This is a genomic window from Stenotrophomonas sp. PD6 (assembly GCF_049199305.1).
Lineage (GTDB): Bacteria > Pseudomonadota > Gammaproteobacteria > Xanthomonadales > Xanthomonadaceae > Stenotrophomonas.
In genome coordinates this window covers 1-17605 of record NZ_JBLZQD010000024.1, presented here as the reverse complement: position 1 = coordinate 17605, position 17605 = coordinate 1, and the positions used below count along the sequence as shown (strand labels likewise).

Below are 17605 nucleotides of genomic sequence, written 5' to 3'. Positions count from 1 at the left end.
GTTCCAGCGCTGTATTCAGCGCGTTTCGATCACGGTGGCGGTCACGCTGTCCACCGCATCGGCGGGCTGCTCGGTGAGCTTGCGCGGGGTGGGCTCGCGCGGGGTCACGCCCAGGTAGCGCTCCATCAGGTCCTGCACGATTGGGCTCTTGCCGGCCAGGCCTTCAATGGACTTGCCCAGCGAGACGGCCTTGATGAGGTTCTCGAACATGCCGCCGTCGCCGCCGACCAGGTCGATGTCGGCGTTGCGCAGCGCGCTGGCGATGACGCCGGCGTTCTCGCGCGAGACTTCCTTGCCCGCCTCGATCGACGCCAGCGCCTGCTTCAGGCTGTTGTCGAGCATCATGCGGAACTCTTCGTGGCCGCGCGCGGTGTCGCTGAGCGAGGCGATGGCCTCGAACTTGCGGACCAGGCCTTCGGCTTCGGCGAGCAGCTTCTTCTGCACCACGCCGGCCTCGGCGCCGCCGAGCGATTCGGTGGCGGTGGCACGTGCACGGCCCATCTGCTCTTCGCCCTGGGCCTGCGCGTGCAGGGTTTCGGCCAGCACGCGGGCTTCGTTGGTGCCCTGCTTGAGGTTGGCGTCGGCCTTGGCTTCGATCACGCGCGCCTCGGCGATACCCACCTTCTCGATGGCCAGTGCGGACGCTTCACGCACCTGCGCCTCGGCCAGGCCGGGGGCGGCCTGCTCGGCACGGGTACCGTCGGCCAGCAGCCGCTTGGCCTCGGCCTGCTTGCCGGCCGCTTCGTGTTCGGCCTGGGCCAGGGTGGTGATTTCCACGGCGCGGTGTTTGGCCGAGGTCTCGGCCGCCTGGGCCTCCTTGACCTGGCGCACCATCAGCTCCTGCGCCTTGCCTTCGGCTTCCAGGATCAGCACCTGCTTCTGGCGGTCGGCCTCGGAGACCTCGCGCACTTCCTTGATGCGCTCTTCTTCCTGCGCCACGGTCTTGTCGATGGCGATGCGCTCGCGGGTGATGTTGGCCACGTCCATCTTGCCGGACTCGACCACCTTGTCGCGCTCCACGCCCTGCAGCTGCACTTCGCGCTGGGTGGTGACCTGCTCCAGCTGGCGCGCGCGCTCGACCCGTTCGGACTCGATGGCCACCGCACGCTGGCGGTTCTGCTCGGCCACTTCGACCTCACGCATGCGGTTCTGCTCGCGGATTTCGATGACTTCCTGCGCCTCGATGCGCGCCTGTTCGGACAGCTGGCGCTGTTCTTCCTGCACCTTCGTGGTTTCGGCCTGCTCGCGCGCCTGGATGGTCTCGATTTCGCGCTTCTGGCGCGCCTCGGCCTCGGCCTGCTGGCGTTCCAGGGCCAGCAGCGCCTCACGCGCCTCGACGTTCTTCTTGGTGATGGCCAGCTTTTCGTTCTGTTCCAGCTCGTTGGTGACCACGTTGTGGGTGGCGGTGAGCTCGGTGATCTTGCGGATGCCCTGCGCGTCCAGGATGTTGTTCTGGTCCAGCAGCATCTTGGGGGTCTGTTCGAGGTAGTCGATGGCGACGTCTTCCAGCGCGTAGCCGTTGAGGTCGTTGCCGATCACGGCGATGATCTCGTCGCGGAATTCCTGGCGCTTTTCGAACAGCTCGGTGAACTCGAACTTCTTGCCGACCGTCTTCAGCGCCTCGGAGAATTTGGCGTTGAACAGCTCGTCCACGGCGTGCTTGTCCGAGGCGCGGTCGGCGCCGATGGCCTTGGCCACGCGCAGCACGTCGGCCTGGGTTTCATTCACGCGCAGGTAGAAGGCCACGGCGATGTCGGCGCGCATGTTGTCGCGGCAGATCAGGCCTTCCTTGCCACGGCGGTCGATCTGCAGGGTGATCAGGCTGATCCGCATGAGCTCGGCGCGGTACAGCACCGGGATGATCAGCGCACCGGTGAAATGCACCTTGGGCTGGGAACTCATGTCGTTGACGATCAGCGCCACGCCCTGGTCGACCTTGCGGTAGAAGGCCTTGAACAGGCCGGCCAGTCCGAGCAGCAGCACCAGCAGGGCGCCAACCCCGATCACGAAGGGGGCCAGGGTCGCAAAACTCATCGGTGGATCTCCTTGTCGCCCGCAATCAGGCTGTCTTGGAACGAAAGCGCGGGGTGGCCGTGTTCGCGGGCCACCAGGTAATGGTTGTGTTCGGGCAGGTAGTCGAGCAGGACCACGCGCTCACCGCGCGGCAGGGCATCGCCCTCCTCGCGCAGGCGGACCTGCAGGATCAGCCCGGCGCCGCCGTCGTCGACGGTGGCGTAGCCGGTCTGCGTGGTCACCTGCGGCGAGGCGATCACGCCCACGCGGCCCAGCAGCGAGGTCTGCGGTACCGGGCGCAGGCGCAACAGCAGGCGCCGGATGGGACGCAGCAGGACGGCGGTGATAGGCACCGCGGGCACCAGCGCCAGCAGCGCGGTGGCGCTGCCCGCCAGCCAGCGCAGCGAATCCGGCAGCGGCTGCAGCAGGAACAGGTGCACGAAATAGGTGGCCGTCCAGCCGAAGAAGGCCAGCAGCGCGATCACCAGCATGACCGGTGCGCCGCCCAGGCCCAGGCGCGAGAACATGCCGGAAACGCCATGCAGGCCGCCGTCGCTTACATCCAGGTCGAGACCGTCGCCGCCGATGCCGTCATCGACCACGCCACAGGCGGCCAGCAGCCAGTACACCATCGCGAATGCCAGCACGATGCTGTACGGCAGCGTGGGGAACGTGAGCGCAACATTGAGAAATTCCGCCATTCCACATCTTCCCTGCATCGATGCCGCCCCCGCGGCGTCCTGCGCAACGCACTCCGGCGTTCCGCGATTACGCGCCATGTGGGCCGCGCTTTGTCCTGTCGATGCTACGTGAAATATGCCCAAGCGCCCATAGGGGTTTTCTCAGGGGGCGGCTTCGGTTGGGGATAAACTTCGGCGGGGTGGCTGGTGCCGTGGGGCCTTGGCTTCGGGCGCTTGTGCCGCGCTGCGCGCGGTTGCCACCCATGGGGTGGCACTACGAATTGTTACGGGCCCATTGGGATTTGGATCTGTCGATCCCGGCCTAATCCGCTTCGTGGCAGTCCGCGCGGCGGACTTCTTCGACGAATTTGCGCATTTTGTAGCCGTCCTTGATGCCCGGCTCGGTTTCGATGCCGCTGGAGACGTCCACGCCCCATGGCAGGGTCGCAACAATGGCGTCGAAGACGTTGTCCGGGGTGATGCCGCCGGCCAGCAGGAACGGGCGGTGCAGGCCGGTTGGCACACGGCTCCAGTCGAACGCCACGCCGGTGCCGCCGCCGCCGCCGGGGGCGTGGCTGTCGAACAGGAAGCCGGCCGCGCTCGGATAGCGCAGCTGCAGCTGGCGGGCGTTGACCTCATCCCGCCCGCCCATCGCCACCGCCTTCAGGTACGGCATGTTGAAGCTGCGGCAGAACGACTCGTCCTCGGCGCCGTGGAACTGCAGCAGGGTCGGCCGCACCGTGCGCAGCACTTCGCGGACCTCTTCCTTGCTGTTGTCGCGGAACAGCGCCACCACGTCCACCATCGGCGCGATCGCCTGGCGCATGGCGCGGGCCTCGGCCGGCGCGACGCGGCGCTTGCTTTCACGCGCGAAAATGAACCCCACCGCATCGACGCCGAGTTCGCCGGCCAGGCGGACATCGCCAGCACGGGTCATGCCGCAGAACTTGATGCGGGTGCGGTAGAAAGAGCGACTCATAAGGTGACCTCGGCGGGCAGGTGCCAGTTGTCGGGGTACAGCGGTCCAACAAACACCAATCCATGCGGCGGCGCAGTGGGTCCGGCCAAGGTACGGTCCTGGCCGGCCAGCAATTCGGCCATCCACGACACCGGCTTTTCCCCCGTCCCGATCAGGATCAGTGAACCGACGATATTGCGCACCATGTGATGAAGGAATGCATTGGCCTGAACGCAGACCTCCACCACATCCCCCTGGCGGGTCACGCTGATGGCCTGCAGGTTGCGCCGCGCATGCAGCGCCTCGCACTGGATGCTGCGGAAGGCGCTGAAGTCGTTTTCGCCCAGCAGGGCCTGCCCGGCTGCATGCATGAGCGCCGCGTCCAGCGGCCGGCGCTCCCAGCTCAGGGTCTGACGGTACAGCGCCGGGCGGATCGTCCGGTTGAGCAGGCGGTAGCGGTAGCGGCGGGCCTGTGCGGAGAAACGCGCATGGAAGTCATCGGCCACCGGCACGCACCAGCGCACCGCGATGGAGCGCGGCAGCCGGGTGGTGGTACCCAGCGTCCAGCCGCGCGGATCGCGCACGACGTCGGTCTCGAAGTGCACCACCTGGCACTCGCCATGCACGCCGGCATCCGTGCGCCCGGCGCAGACCACCTGGATGGGCGCGTCGGCCACGGACGACAAGGCGTCCTGCAGGCTGGCCTGCACGCTCGGGCAGCCGCTCTGGCCGAGCTGCTGCCAGCCCTTGAATTCGCTGCCGTCGTATTCCACGCCCAGTGCGTAGCGCATGGTCACGCCTGCCTCATCCGAGCCGTGCCAGCAGTTCGCGGGCCTGCAGCTGGCTGTGCGGATCGCCGGCGGTAGCCACTTCCTGCAGCAGGACGCGCGCGGTGTCGTCATCGCCCAGGTCCAGATAGGCGATCGCCAGTTCCAGCCGCTCGCGACCCGGCGCGCCCAGCGGCGCGGCAGCGGGTGCCGGCACCTCGGTGGCCGCCGGCGGTTCTTCAACCGCCGCGGTGTCGTCCGGGAACTCGAATACGCCGCGATAGGACGGCTGTGCGGCCGCCTCCAGCGCATGCGCCGGCACCGGGTCGGCGTCGGCAATGCGGGGCTCGGCGGTGTCGATCAACGGCTCGGCCGGGAGCACGTCGCTCTGGCCCGGCTGCGGCTCCAGGGTGAAGACCGGCTCGCGACGGCCGTTGTCTGCCGGGTACTCGTCCAGACGCGCGTCGGCCAGAACGTAGTCCGGGGCGTCGCGCAGGTCATCATCCAGCTGCCCGGCATCCTGCTGCGCGGCCAGCTCGTCCACGTAATCGGCCGCCGGCACGGGCACGGCCGCCGCCAGGCTGGCGGCATCCAGACCCTGCCGACGCAGCGGCGGCAACGGCGACGGCTTGCGGCGGCGGGCCAGCGCCCAGCCGGCGACCACCAGCAGCAGCACCCCCAAGCCCAGCCAGGCCCAGCCGCCCCCGCCGGCCTCGCGCGCGGCCGGGGCTTCGCCAAGACGCTGCTGCGCGGCGGCCAGGTCGCTGTCCTTCATGGCAATCAGCGAGGCCTGCTGCTGCTTGAGCTTTTCCAGTTCGTCCACGCGGTTGCGCAGCTCCTGGATCTCGGCGTCGCGGGTGGCCACATCTTCCTTGGCCTGCCGCAGTTGTTCATTGCCCAGCATGTCACCCTCGCTGCCGGCGGCGGTGCCGGTGGTTGTACCTGCGTTGTTGTCGGTGGCGGCGACCGCCGGGGCGATCTCCAGGCGTCCGCCGCTGGCGGCGGGCGCGCTGGCCGGTGCGGGCGCGGGTGCGCTCGGGGCAGCGGCGACACCACTGCTGACCGGCTGCGGGATCGCCGAGCGGGCCTGGCGCCACTGCGCGGCATGCTCGCGGACGATGGCAGCGGCTTCATTCGGGTCGATGGGACCTGCGGCGTCACCGCCCGGCGCACGCAGCACCGCGCCCTGCTTGAGCAGGTTGACGTTGCCGCGGATGAACGCATCGGGGTTGGCGCGCAGCAGCGCGATCATGGCCTGGTCGCGGCTGAGGCCCTGCTCGCGCGCCATCGCGCCGGCAATCTGGGAGAGGGTCTGGCCACGGCGTACAGTGATGCTGCCGTCGTCGGCCGGGGCCGCGGCGGGTGCCGCAGCGGCCTGACGGCGCGCAGGCGCGGCATTGCGCGCCGGCACCGGACTGGTGCGCGACGGCGTGGCCTCGGCGGCGACGGCTTCGGTGGGTGCCGGCGCCGGCTCGGGATCACGCACGATCGCGTTGGACATCGCACCGGCCGGGGCGACGATCTCGGGCTCGGCCACGGCCACTGCGCTGTCAGGCGCATCGACCAGGGCCGAATACTCGCGGACCAGGCGGCCCTGCCCCCAGTCGGCTTCGATCAGGAAATTCAGCGAGGGGGTAGTGACCGGGGCCTGCGAGCTCACCCGGACCACGGCACGCCCGTCGGCATTGCGGGTCAGTTCGAACTGCAGTTCGCTGACCAGCCCGGCCGGGCGCTCCAGGCCTACCCGGGCGAACGTCACCGGCGAGGCCAAGGCCACGCGCAGGTTCTGCAGCTCGGACGGGTCGGCCGAGATCACCGGGATCTCGGCCAGCAGCGGCTGGCCGGGTTTGGACAGCACCCGGATATCGCCCAGCCCGAGGGCCATGGCAGAGCTGCTGGCCAGGGCCAGCAGCAGGGTGGACGCAACCTTGAGCGGGCGCAGCGCGCCCGGAACTCGTTTCTTCATGCCGGCAATATAGCGATTCCCGACGCATCCAGCCACGAAAGACGTGGCGTGGACATCACCCTTCGGCGGCGACCAGCTCGGCCAGCTGCACGGCGTTGAGCGCGGCGCCCTTGCGGATGTTGTCCGACACGATCCACAGGTTCAGGCCGCGCGGGTGCGACAGGTCTTCGCGGATACGGCCCACGTAGACCGCGTCGTTGCCGGAGGCATGGGTCACCGGCGTCGGGTAGCCACCGGCCTCGTGGCGGTCGACCACTTCCACGCCCGGCGAACGCGACAGCAGTTCGCGCGCCGCGTCCGGGGTGACCTTGTCGCGGGTCTCGATGGTGACCGCTTCGGAGTGGCCGTAGAACACCGGCACGCGCACGGCGGTGGGATTGACCAGGATGCTGTCGTCGCCAAGGATCTTGCGGGTCTCCCAGACCAGCTTCATTTCTTCCTTGGTGAAGCCGTTGTCCTGGAAGTCGTCGATATGCGGGATCAGGTTGAAGGCGATCTGCACCGGGAAGCGCTGCGGATCGATCTGCTGGAAGCTCAGCAGCTGGCCGGTCTGCTTGCCCAGTTCCTCGAGCGCGGAGCGACCGCCACCGGACACCGACTGGTAGGTGGCCACGTTGATGCGCTGGATGCCGTACTGGCGATGCAGCGGAGCCAGTGCCACCAGCATCTGCATGGTCGAGCAGTTCGGGTTGGCGACGATGCCGCGCGGACGGTTCTTCAACGCCTCCGGGTTCACTTCGGAGACCACCAGCGGCACGTCGTCGTCGTAACGGAAGGCCGAGGAGTTGTCGATCACCACCGCACCGGCGGCGGCGAACTTCGGGCCGAACTCCTTGGAGACGCTGCCACCGGCAGAGAACAGCGCGATGTCCACGCCGGCCGGGTCGAAGCTGGCCAGGTCCTGGACCTTGATCTTCTTGCCGTCGAATTCGATCTCGCCACCGGCCGAACGCGAGGACGCGAGCAGGCTCAGCGTGGCGATCGGGAAGTTGCGCTCGGCCAGGATGGCCAGCATGGTTTCGCCGACGGCGCCGGTGGCACCGACGACAGCGACGTGGAAACGACGATCAGGGTTGTTCATGGAAACCTCGTTTGATGGTTTGCCGAATGGTGCATTGCCGACTAACAGTCGGCACTACAGGGGCGGCAATAGCGGGATGGTTGCCGACCAACGGTCGGTATCTGCCGAATGTGTATGGAACGCGGATTGGGCTCGGGGAACCTCACGTAGTGGACGCGCGGTTCCCTATCGTTTTGCGTCGTCGATTTTTTTGCCGCCCACGGTCGCGGCGCCGGCGTTTGCGGCGGCCACGGCTTCGGCGTTGATCGCGCTCGGCGGATGGCCGGCATTGGGGCCCACGTGCAGCGCGGCCAGCAGGTTGTCCACCGCCAGCTGCACCATCGCCCGGCGCGTGGCCTGGCTGGCGCTGCCGATGTGCGGGGTAAGGACAATGTTGTGCAGGGCCAGCAGTTCCGGGCGAACGTTGGGTTCGCCTTCGAAGACATCCAGCCCGGCGGCCGCCAGGCGACCGTTGGCCAGTGCGTCGGCCAGCGCCAGCTCGTCGACGATGCCGCCGCGCGCGATGTTGACCAGGGTGGCGGTCGGCTTCATCTTCGCCAGCGCGCGCGCATCGATGATGTGGCGCGAGGAGGCGTTGTACGGCAGCACCAGCACCAGGTGATCGACCTGCGCCAGCAGCGTGTCCAGGTCCACGTACTGCGCGCCGACCTCGGCCTCGGTGGCCTCCGGCAGGCGCGAACGGTTGTGGTACAGCACGCGCATGCCGAAGCCCAGCGCGCCACGGCGGGCAATGCCCTGGCCGATGCGGCCCATGCCGAGGATGCCCAGCGTGCTGCCGTGGATGTCCGCGCCCAGGATGGTCTGGAACGACCACTGGCCCCACTGCCCGTCGCGCAGCCAGCGCTCGGACTCGGTGATGCGCCGCGCGGTCGCCATCAACAGCGCAAAGCCGAGATCGGCGGTGGTTTCGGTCAGGACATCCGGGGTGTTGCTGGCCAGGATGCCGGCGGCGCTGAGCGCGTCCACATCCAGGTTGTTGTAGCCCACCCCTACGTTGGCGATCGCACGCAGTTGCGGTGCGTCGGCGATCTCGGCCGGGCCGATGCGCTCGTTGAGCGTGATCAGCGCACCGTCGACGCCGGCGAGGCGTTCGGCCAGCATCTGCGGCGTGTAGCGGGTGACGTCCGCGGTCATGGTCAGGTCGACATGCTGCCCGAGCTGCTCGATGACATCATCGAACAGCGGTTGGCTGACCCAGACCCGTGGCCGCGTCTCAGCCATCGATCGACCCTGGAATGCGCGGGGTGATGTCGCCGACGTCACCACACTGGGCGCGGTGCCGCAGCGCCTGGTCCATCAGCACCAGCGCCATCATCGCCTCGGCGATGGGGGTGGCGCGGATGCCGACGCAGGGGTCGTGGCGGCCGGTGGTGATGACATCCACCGCTGCACCGCTGGCGTCCACGGTGGCGCCGGGCAGGCGCAGGCTCGAGGTCGGCTTGAGCACGATCGAGGCGGTGACCTGCTGACCGGTGGAGATGCCGCCGAGGATGCCGCCGGCATGGTTGCTGGCGAAGCCGTCGGGCGTCATCAGGTCGCGGTGTTCGGTGCCCTTCTGCACGGCGCTGGCGAAGCCGTCGCCGATCTCGACGCCCTTGACCGCGTTGATGCTCATCAGCGCGGCGGCCAGTTCGCCATCGAGCTTGCCGTAGATCGGCTCGCCCCAGCCGGGCGGCACGCCGTCGGCCACGACATTGACGCGCGCGCCGACCGAGTCACCCGACTTGCGCAGGGCATCCATATAGCTTTCCAGCGCCGGCACCTGTTCGGCCACCGGCCAGAAGAACGGGTTCTCTTCCACCGCCGACCAGTCATGCCCGGTCGGGGTGATCTCGCCCAGCTGCGAAAGGTAGCCACGCACGCTGACGCCGTAGCGTTGCAGCAGCCACTTCTTGGCCACGACGCCAGCGGCCACGCGCATGGTGGTCTCGCGCGCGGACGAGCGGCCACCGCCGCGCGGGTCGCGGATACCGTACTTCTGCCAGTAGCTGTAGTCGGCATGGCCCGGGCGGAACTGCTGGGCGATGTTGCTGTAATCCTTGCTGCGCTGGTCGGTATTGCGGATCAGCAGGGCGATCGGCGTACCGGTGGTGCGCCCCTCGTACACGCCCGACAGGATCTCGACCTCGTCGGCCTCGCGCCGCGCGGAGGTATGCCGGCTCTTGCCGGTGGCGCGACGCTGCAGGTCGTGGGCGAATTCGTCGGCGCTGATCTCCAGCCCCGGCGGGCAGCCGTCGATCACGCAGCCGATCGCCGGACCATGCGATTCGCCGAAGGTGGTGACCGTGAGCAGTCTGCCGAAGCTGTTGGAACTCACGGCCGCAGCGCCGCCAGTTCGGTGATGCGGGCGCTGTGCGCGATCAGTTCACGGCACTCGACCGCGAAGATGCCCATCTGGCCGACCTTGAACTCGATCCAGGCGAAGTCCACTTCCGGCAGCAGCTTGATCAGGTGCTGCTCGGACTCGCCCACTTCGCAGATCAGCAGGCCGTCCTGGCTGAGGTGCAGCGGCGCGTCGCGCAGGATCTTCAGGACCAGGTCCAGACCGTCGTCGCCGGCACGCAGGCCCATCTCGGGCTCGTAGGAGTACTCCTGCGGCAGCGCGTCGGTCTCGTCGTTGGTGACATACGGCGGATTGGTGACGATCAGCTCGTAGTGGCGGCCGGTCAGCCCGTTGAACAGGTCGGACTTGAGCAGGGTGACGTTGGTCGCCTGCAGGCGTTCCTTGTTCTCTTCGGCCAGCGACAGGGCCTCATCGCTGAGGTCCACGCCGTCCACTTCCCAGTTGGGGTAGTAGTGGCCCATGGCGATGGCGATGCAGCCCGAGCCGGTGCACAGGTCGAGCGCGCGGTGCACGTCGCGGCCGGCCAGCCACGGCTCGAAGCCGGTTTCGATCAGCTCGGCGATGGGCGAACGCGGCACCAGGGCGCGGCTGTCGCTCTTGAAGCTCAGCCCGGCGAACCAGGCTTCGCCGGTCAGGTAGGCGGCCGGCAGGCGCTCGGTGATGCGGCGCTCGAACAGGGCCAGCACCTCGGCCTTTTCCGGCGTGGTCACCCGGGCGGCGCCGTACGCCGGGCCCAGGTCATGCGGCAGGTGCAGGGCGTGCAGGACCAGCTGGGTGGCCTCGTCCAGGGCATTGTCGTAGCTGTGCCCGAAGGTCAGCCCGGCGGCGTTGAAACGGCTGGTGCCGTAGCGGATCAGGTCGATGATCGTATGGAGTTCGGCGGCCGTTTCGGCAGTCATGGCAAGGCAACAGACAAAGTGGTCCCCGATTATAGGCGCTGCGGCGCAGCAGGGCATCCGTTGCAGCAGAAACGGACGCCGCCCGCCCCAATCCCTCTATCATGGTGGGCCATTCCGGGAACGGGTCCTTCATGTTCAATCGCAACGTCGGCATCATCCTGCTTATCGCGCTGGCCGCCGGGCTGGGCCTGGTGGTTGCCCAGAAGGTGTTCGCGCCCAAGGCGCCCGGCAACCGCCCCGCGACCGAGTCGATCACCTTCTACCCGCAGCCGCGCCCGCTGCCCGACTTCAACCTGAGCCAGTCCGACGGCACCCGTCTGATTCCCGGCGAGCTCAAGGGCCATTGGACCCTGGTGTTCCTGGGCTTCACCGCCTGCCCGGACGTCTGCCCGACCACCCTGGTCGACCTGGCCCAGGCCCAGAAGCAGTGGGAAGCCCTGCCCGAGACCCTGCGCCCGCGGCTGGTATTCGTCTCGGTCGACCCCGAGCGCGACACCCCCGCCCGGCTGGGCGAGTACGCGCATGCCTTCCACAAGGACACCCTGGCCGCCACCGCCGACGTGCCCTCGCTGGAGCGCTTCGCCACCTCGCTGGGCTTCGTGTTCCAGAAGGTGCCAGGCAAGACCTTCGATGAAAATCCCCAGGACTACACCCTGGAACACTCGGCCAGCCTGGCCGTGCTGGACCCGGAGGGCCGGCTGGCCGGCCTGATCCGCCCCCCCTTCAACGCGCAGGCCATTGCCCGCGACCTGAACCTGTTGACCGAGAAATCCGCCCCATGAGCCTGACCACCACGCTGAGCTACGTCCTGCCCCACCGCCTGTTGTCGTCCATGGCGCGGCGCCTGGCGTATTCCAGCAACCCGCGGATCTCGCGCTGGCTGATCGACACCGTGACCGAGAAGTTCGGGGTGAACCTGGCCGAGGCGGCCAACCCGGACCCGCGCAGCTACCCGACCTTCAACCAGTTCTTCACCCGCGCCCTGAAGCCCGGCGCGCGCGTGCCCGATGCCGACCCGCGCACCCTGCTGATGCCGGCCGACGGCCGGATCAGCCAGCTCGGTGCGATCGAGGACGGCCGCATCTTCCAGGCCAAGGGCCAGTCATTCACCGCCGCCGAACTGCTGGGCGATGCGGCCGACGCCGAGGTGTTCCGCCATGGTCTGTTCGCCACGGTGTACCTGTCGCCGAAGGACTACCACCGCGTGCACATGCCGTGGACCGGCACCCTGCGCGAGACCGTGCACGTGCCGGGGCGGTTGTTCAGCGTGGGCCCGGCCGCGGTCAACACCGTGCCGGGCCTGTTCGCCCGCAACGAGCGCCTGGTCTGCCATTTCGACACCGATTTCGGCCCGATGGTGCAGGTGATGGTGGGCGCGCTGCTGGTCTCGGGTGTGGAGACGGTATGGGGCGGCGAGGAAATCCCGCGCTACGGCGACACCATCACCCGCAAGGACTACCGCGGCAAGGGCATCACCCTGGAGCGCTTCGCCGAGATGGCGCGCTTCAACTACGGTTCGACGGTCATCGTGTTGCTGCCGCCAGGCGTAGCCGATTTCGCCCCGCACCTGGATGCCGAACACGCCGTACAGCTGGGCCAGGCATTGGCCACCTTGCGTTGATTGCGGCGGTTTGTGCCCAACGCGTGGCGACGCGCTCGACGCACCGGCGCCTCATTGCTGAGACGGCGCGGCATTCCCCGCATCATGCGCAAACTCAACGGGTCCTACATCCATCCCGTCGTAGTCCTCCACCCCGTTGGCTTCGGCCAGCGTCTGCAGCTGATGGTTGCGCGCATCCAGCGAGGCCTCGCTGTGCACCTCAACCCGCTCCACGTGCAGCACATGGTAGGGCGCCTCACCGTCTTCCAGCTCCGGCTCGAACACCTCGACCACGGTGTAGCCCTGCCCTTCCATCACCGTGGCCAGGCCGTGCAGCGCCTCCGGGGTGGTGTTGACGAAGAAGTAGCCCCACACCAGCGGACCGTTGAGATCCCAATCGGTGTTTTCACGGATGTTGGCGAACATCTCGTTGATTGCGGTGATATCCATCAGTGTTCCTCCAGTGCCCTGCCGCCGGTCGGCGCAGAGGCGATGGGCGCGAGCCTACCGGGTTTGCGTGTCATTTGCTGCATCCCTGCAGTTTGATGGCCTGGCCCTGCCGCAGCGAATACGCAGGCGCCTTCAGCCCGTTGGCCTTGGCCAGCTCACGCACGTCGCAGTCGAACTTGTCGGCGATCCGGCCCAGGGTCTCGCCCTTGCCGACCTTGTGGCTGCGTACCGGCTTGGCCTTGGGCTTGGCCACGGCCACCGGCGCGACCGGCGTGGTCGCCGGCACCGTGGGCTGCACGCCCGCCACCGGCACCGCGCTGCCGACCGCCACATTGCCGGTGTAGCTGGATGCGGTGGGGCGCACGATGGCGGCATTGAGGTCGGCGGTGATCAGCGTGCGGGCCAGGTCGGCGCGCGGGCCGCTCACGCAGTAGCGGTTGTACAGCCCGGCAATGCGGGTGGTGGCGTTGATGATCGTCCCGGCCGGAATCCAGCCGTCGGCCTCGTAGCGCGGGTTGAGGTTGCGCAGCGCGCGCATGTAGCCGTCGCGGGTGCCGGTGCTGCCCAGGCAGATGGTGAGCTCGTAGATGGTGGTCGACTTGGCCAGGCGGATGGTGGCCGGCTGCGCACTGACCTTGGGGAAGTCCACGCCGTACTGCTGCGGATGCAGGTAGATCCACGCCGCGGCGATCACCATCGGCACGTAGTCCTTGGTTTCTGCCGGGAACTGGTTGTAGACGCTGTCGACCCAGAAGCTCTGCCCCGCGCTCTGCCGATACACCCGCCCGGCGCGGCCTTCGCCACCGTTGTAGCCGGCCAGCGACAGTTCCACGTTGTTGTTGAGTTCGCGCATGCGTTCGTTGAGGTAGCTGGCACTGGCTTCGGCGGCGCTGCGCGCGTCGAAGCGGGTGTCGAAGCCGGTGCCGTCCGGGCCCAGCCCGAAGCGGCGGCCGGTGGCCGGCATGAACTGCATCAGCCCGGCGGCACCCGCGCGCGAGGAGGCGTGCACGCGGCCGTTGGATTCCTTGGCCATGATCCCGAACAGCAGCGCCTCGGGCAGGCCGCGCTTTTCCCATTCCGGCCACATCACCGCGCGCAGGGTCTGGTAGTTCTCGTAGGTATTCATCAACGCCGGGCGCATGTCGGTCAGCCAGCGGCGGATGCCGGCCTGCACGGCCGGGTTGTATTCGACCATGTTGTCGAAGGCGTGGCGCTTGTCGTTGAGCAGCGCGGCGGCACGCGCCGCCTCGGGTACATCGGCGGTCAACGGACCGACATGGTCCGGGTCGGCCTCGAGCAGGCCGCCATCGCTGGCGATCGCGTCGCTGTCGTCGCCATCGCGCGCATCGGCATTGTTCTTGAGCAGGCGCTTGTAGGTCACCAGCAGGTTGCTGACCTGGCAGCCCTTCTGGGCGACACAGGCGCTGATGACATCTTCCATATCCTCCAGCGCGGCATCGCCTTCGTTCTTGCCCTTCGGGTCGGCGTTGTTGACCAGCACCAGCGCGTTGGCATAGCGCTTCTCGGCCGCGGCCATGCGCTGCTCCAGCGCCTCGACCTTCACCCGGTCACGGGCAGAGACGCGCTGGGCATGGGCCTCGGGCACGAAGGAAAGCAGGGCGGCAAGCGCCAACAGCGGCCAACCACGGACAAGCAAGACAGGAACGGGCATTTTTGGCACTGTGGGCGAAAGAAGGGGCAGAGTAGCCGCGCCACTCGTATCGGGGCAACCCGGTCAGGTGACCGACACCCGCCGACGTTTAGAATCCCGCCCATTCACATAGCACGTCCACAGAGCGAGTTGACCATGGATCCGATCCTCCTCGGCAAAGGCATCACCGACGATATCGCCGTGACCCTGCAACCCCGGTTCGGCAATCGCCATGGCCTGGTGGCCGGCGCGACCGGTACCGGCAAGACCGTCACCCTGATGACCCTGGCCGAAGGCTTCTCGCGGATCGGCGTGCCGGTGTTCCTGGCCGACGTGAAGGGCGATGTCTCCGGCCTGGCCGTTGCCGGCGCCGGCGCCGAGGCGCTGCTGCAGCGCGCACGCGACCTTGGCGTGCCCGACTACGCGCCCGCGGCCAGCCCAACCATCTTCTGGGACCTGTACGGCAAGCTGGGCCACCCGGTGCGCACCACCGTCAGCGAAATGGGCCCGACCCTGCTGGCCCGCATCCTGGAACTCAACGACACCCAGGCCGGCGTGCTCGACATCGTGTTCAAGCTGGCCGACGACCGCGGCCTGCTGCTGCTCGACCTGGACGACCTGCGTGCCCTGCTCGGCCTGGTTGCCGACGAGCGCAAGGACATTTCCACCGAGTACGGCCTGGTCAGTGCGCAGTCGGTGGCCGCGATCCAGCGCTCGCTGCTGCGCCTGTCGCAGGATGGCGGCGAATCGTTCTTCGGCGAACCGGCGCTGGAACTGGCCGACCTGATGCGGGTCAACCACGACGGACGCGGCGTGATCGGCCTCCTCGCCGCCGACCAGCTGGTACTCAAGCCGCGGCTGTATTCCACGTTCCTGCTGTGGCTGCTGTCGGAGCTGTTCGAGACGTTGCCGGAAGTAGGCGACCTGGAGAAGCCCAAGCTGGTCTTCATCTTCGACGAGGCCCACCTGCTGTTCAACGATGCCCCGGCCGCACTGGTGCAGCGCATCGAGCAGGTGGTACGGCTGATCCGCTCCAAGGGCGTGGGCGTGTACTTCTGCTCGCAGTTCCCCGACGACGTGCCGGCCAACATCCTGGGCCAGCTCGGCAACCGGGTGCAGCATGCGCTGCGCGCGTTCACCCCGCGCGACCAGAAGGCGGTGAAGACCGCCGCCGAGACCTTCGTCCCCAATCCCAAGCTGGACGTGGCCGCCGTGCTGGCCAAGCTGGGCACCGGCGAGGCGCTGGTCTCCACGCTGCAGGACAAGGGCATTCCCTCCCCCGTGCAGCAGACCCAGATCGCGCCGCCGCGCTGCCGCATGGGCGCGATCACCGAGGCCGAACGCGCGCAGGTGCGTGCGGGCAGCCCGGTCGGCACCCGTTACGACACGGCGGTTAACCGCGAGTCGGCAGCCGAACTGCTGGCCCAGCGTGCCGCCAAGGCGGTGGAGCAGCCCGACGCACCCAAGGCGCGCACGCGCCAGCAGGACGAGGCGCAGGAAGGCGGCTTCGGCCAGTCGATCAAGGATGCGATCTTCGGCACCAAGCGCCGCCAGGGCATGATTGAAACCATGGCCAAGCAGACCACCCGGACCGTGGGCACCAAGCTGGGCAACCAGATCGTGCGCGGCATCCTGGGCGGCATCTTCGGCGGCAAGCGCTGATCGAATGTCGCGTTGGCGTCCCCCGGCGGAAAAGAGTACGGCCCTGATCACCGCGCAGGGCCATCAGCGATTGAAAAATGAGCTGGACGACCTCTGGCGCGTTCGTCGCCCGGAGGTGGTCAAGGCACTGGCTGCCGCCGCGGCCGAGGGCGACCGCTCGGAGAACGCCGAGTACACCTACCGCAAGAAGCAGCTCGGTGAGATCGACCGGCGCGTGCGCTACCTGACCAAGCGGCTGGAGTCGTTGCGGGTGGTGGACACGGTGCCAACTGATCCGCGCGCGGTGTTCTTCGGCGCCTGGGTGGAGCTGGAAAACGTGGACAGCGGCGATACCAGCCGTTACCGCATCGTGGGCCCGGATGAGACCGACGCGGGCGCCGGCTGGATCAGCATCGACTCGCCGCTGGCGCGTGCGCTGTTGAAGAAGCGCGTGGACGACGAGTTCGAGGTGGAGCTGCCGAGCGGCCGCACCGGGTTCGCGATTCTGGCGGTGGAGTACGAGGCGCAGGCCGCGGGTTGACCGACGGTCGATGGATGGCGCGGACGGCGCGGACGGCATTGCGATGCGTTGCCGGGTGTTGAACCGTTATCGGCGTTCGTTTGGGAACCGAACCTACCGCGAAATGCCATGCGGCCCCGGATATTCCCTGCCCTCGCGGACGGGCCGGAAATATTCTGCATTCCGGTAAAACGCCTCGTCCTGATCGGAATGCCACCCAGGAATGCCCATCAACGGCAGCGGTCGCAGTTCCAGCGGGTCGTTGAGCACGTCACCCAGCGCGATTGCCCGCGCCACCTGCTCCACCGCCTGCGCATCATCATCGCCCTGCACCACCAGGCACTTGCCCACCAACAATCGGGACGGCAACAACGCCTGCTCCATCAACGCGTGCCCAAACACGGCCGCCACCGCGATCGTGCCACTGCACCAGTGCTCCGCACCCTGCGGAAACACCTCGTCCCACGCATGCCGGTCCCACGCGTGCACCAACGCCGCATCACGCACCCGCACAACCACACCGGTTTCATCGAACTGGGTCAGCGCCGCCTGGGCACGGGTACGGCCAACCGAACCCTCGCCATCCAGGTCGCGGCACTGGCGCGCGTTGAGCGCCTGTTTGATCGCCGGGTAGCGCGCCCACACAAGCGCATTGAACAGGTCGTGCCAGTTCTCCGCACGGGTGGCGATGCACCCGGCCGCAATGCGCCGTTCGTAATGCAGGCCGTCGGCCAGCAAGTCCTCATCCTGCGCAACCAGCCGCTTGCCCGGCACGCCCAGCCGCTGATCGAGCGCAGCCACGCCCGGAAAGTCGGGCGCGACCAGCACATCATTGAAGTCTGCAAACGCAGCAAACAGCGGATGCGCGAACCGAGTCGGGTCCACGTCCGCACGCGCCGGCGCGATGAAACGCCGGCGCCCGGCCGCCGGGGTGGGGGCCCCCCCCCGCACAGCCCCATGGGGGGGGGGAGCGTGTTGGGCGGGGGTTGATCGCTCAGCGCGGCGCCGGTCAGAAAGTGGGGGGGGGGTTGGGGG

Annotated in this window: 16 protein-coding genes; 4 read left to right on the top strand and 12 right to left on the bottom strand. The window is 68.2% G+C overall.

Annotation, left to right across the window (positions count from 1 at the left end; genetic code table 11):
* Positions 1-15: 15 nt before the first annotated feature.
* The 9 genes from ACOZHM_RS19925 to prmB all read right to left on the bottom strand — a co-directional run bounded on the left by ACOZHM_RS19925 (position 16) and on the right by prmB (position 10708).
* On the bottom strand, positions 16-2034 hold the full coding sequence (locus ACOZHM_RS19925; RefSeq protein ID WP_421571063.1) for a hypothetical protein: 2019 nt from the start codon (positions 2032-2034) through the stop codon (positions 16-18).
* Positions 2031-2714: a hypothetical protein gene (locus ACOZHM_RS19920; protein WP_421571062.1), complete on the bottom strand. Its 684-nt coding sequence runs from the start codon at positions 2712-2714 to the stop codon at positions 2031-2033. Before ACOZHM_RS19920 ends, ACOZHM_RS19925 begins: the two co-directional genes overlap by 4 nt.
* Before the next feature lie 301 nt (positions 2715-3015).
* Positions 3016-3672, bottom strand: a complete 657-nt coding sequence (locus ACOZHM_RS19915) for a phosphoribosylanthranilate isomerase (RefSeq protein ID WP_421571060.1) — start codon at positions 3670-3672, stop codon at positions 3016-3018.
* Positions 3669-4442 (bottom strand): tRNA pseudouridine(38-40) synthase TruA, encoded by a 774-nt coding sequence (gene truA / locus ACOZHM_RS19910; RefSeq protein WP_421571076.1) that lies wholly within the window; start codon positions 4440-4442, stop codon positions 3669-3671. Before truA ends, ACOZHM_RS19915 begins: the two co-directional genes overlap by 4 nt.
* Before the next feature lie 13 nt (positions 4443-4455).
* A complete protein-coding gene (locus ACOZHM_RS19905) occupies positions 4456-6384 on the bottom strand; it encodes a FimV/HubP family polar landmark protein (protein WP_421571059.1) in 1929 nt (642 codons plus the stop codon).
* A 55-nt stretch (positions 6385-6439) separates the two neighbouring features.
* Positions 6440-7465, bottom strand: a complete 1026-nt coding sequence (locus ACOZHM_RS19900) for an aspartate-semialdehyde dehydrogenase (RefSeq protein ID WP_421571058.1) — start codon at positions 7463-7465, stop codon at positions 6440-6442.
* Between the two features lie 165 nt (positions 7466-7630).
* Positions 7631-8686 (bottom strand): 2-hydroxyacid dehydrogenase, encoded by a 1056-nt coding sequence (locus tag ACOZHM_RS19895; RefSeq protein ID WP_421571057.1) that lies wholly within the window; start codon positions 8684-8686, stop codon positions 7631-7633.
* Positions 8679-9782 carry a chorismate synthase gene (gene aroC, locus ACOZHM_RS19890; RefSeq protein WP_421571055.1) on the bottom strand — a complete coding sequence of 368 codons (1104 nt, stop codon included), beginning with the start codon at positions 9780-9782 and terminating at the stop codon, positions 8679-8681. The genes ACOZHM_RS19895 and aroC overlap by 8 nt, the downstream gene beginning before the upstream one ends.
* A complete protein-coding gene (gene prmB, locus ACOZHM_RS19885) occupies positions 9779-10708 on the bottom strand; it encodes a 50S ribosomal protein L3 N(5)-glutamine methyltransferase (RefSeq protein ID WP_421571054.1) in 930 nt (309 codons plus the stop codon). Before prmB ends, aroC begins: the two co-directional genes overlap by 4 nt.
* Positions 10709-10839: 131 nt before the next feature.
* Here prmB and ACOZHM_RS19880 point away from each other — a divergent pair, with 131 nt between their 5' ends.
* Complete coding sequence (locus tag ACOZHM_RS19880; RefSeq protein WP_421571053.1) at positions 10840-11490, top strand: SCO family protein; 651 nt, start codon at positions 10840-10842, stop codon at positions 11488-11490.
* Positions 11487-12329, top strand: a complete 843-nt coding sequence (gene asd, locus ACOZHM_RS19875; RefSeq protein WP_421571052.1) for an archaetidylserine decarboxylase — start codon at positions 11487-11489, stop codon at positions 12327-12329. Before ACOZHM_RS19880 ends, asd begins: the two co-directional genes overlap by 4 nt.
* Before the next feature lie 51 nt (positions 12330-12380).
* Here asd and ACOZHM_RS19870 read toward each other — a convergent pair whose 3' ends face one another.
* Both ACOZHM_RS19870 and ACOZHM_RS19865 read right to left on the bottom strand, forming a co-directional pair.
* Positions 12381-12758 carry a ribonuclease E inhibitor RraB gene (locus ACOZHM_RS19870; protein WP_421571051.1) on the bottom strand — a complete coding sequence of 126 codons (378 nt, stop codon included), beginning with the start codon at positions 12756-12758 and terminating at the stop codon, positions 12381-12383.
* A 70-nt stretch (positions 12759-12828) separates the two neighbouring features.
* Entirely contained in the window at positions 12829-14430 is a 1602-nt protein-coding gene (locus ACOZHM_RS19865) for a transglycosylase SLT domain-containing protein (protein WP_421571050.1), read from the bottom strand.
* Between the two features lie 135 nt (positions 14431-14565).
* Here ACOZHM_RS19865 and ACOZHM_RS19860 point away from each other — a divergent pair, with 135 nt between their 5' ends.
* Both ACOZHM_RS19860 and greB read left to right on the top strand, forming a co-directional pair.
* Positions 14566-16071 (top strand): helicase HerA-like domain-containing protein, encoded by a 1506-nt coding sequence (locus ACOZHM_RS19860; RefSeq protein ID WP_421571049.1) that lies wholly within the window; start codon positions 14566-14568, stop codon positions 16069-16071.
* A 4-nt stretch (positions 16072-16075) separates the two neighbouring features.
* A complete protein-coding gene (gene greB / locus ACOZHM_RS19855; RefSeq protein WP_421571048.1) occupies positions 16076-16591 on the top strand; it encodes a transcription elongation factor GreB in 516 nt (171 codons plus the stop codon).
* A gap of 93 nt (positions 16592-16684) precedes the next feature.
* On the opposite strand, the gene ACOZHM_RS19850 is transcribed toward greB, so the two are convergent.
* Positions 16685-17521 carry a DUF3025 domain-containing protein gene (locus tag ACOZHM_RS19850; RefSeq protein ID WP_421571075.1) on the bottom strand — a complete coding sequence of 279 codons (837 nt, stop codon included), beginning with the start codon at positions 17519-17521 and terminating at the stop codon, positions 16685-16687.
* Positions 17522-17605 lie beyond the last annotated feature (84 nt).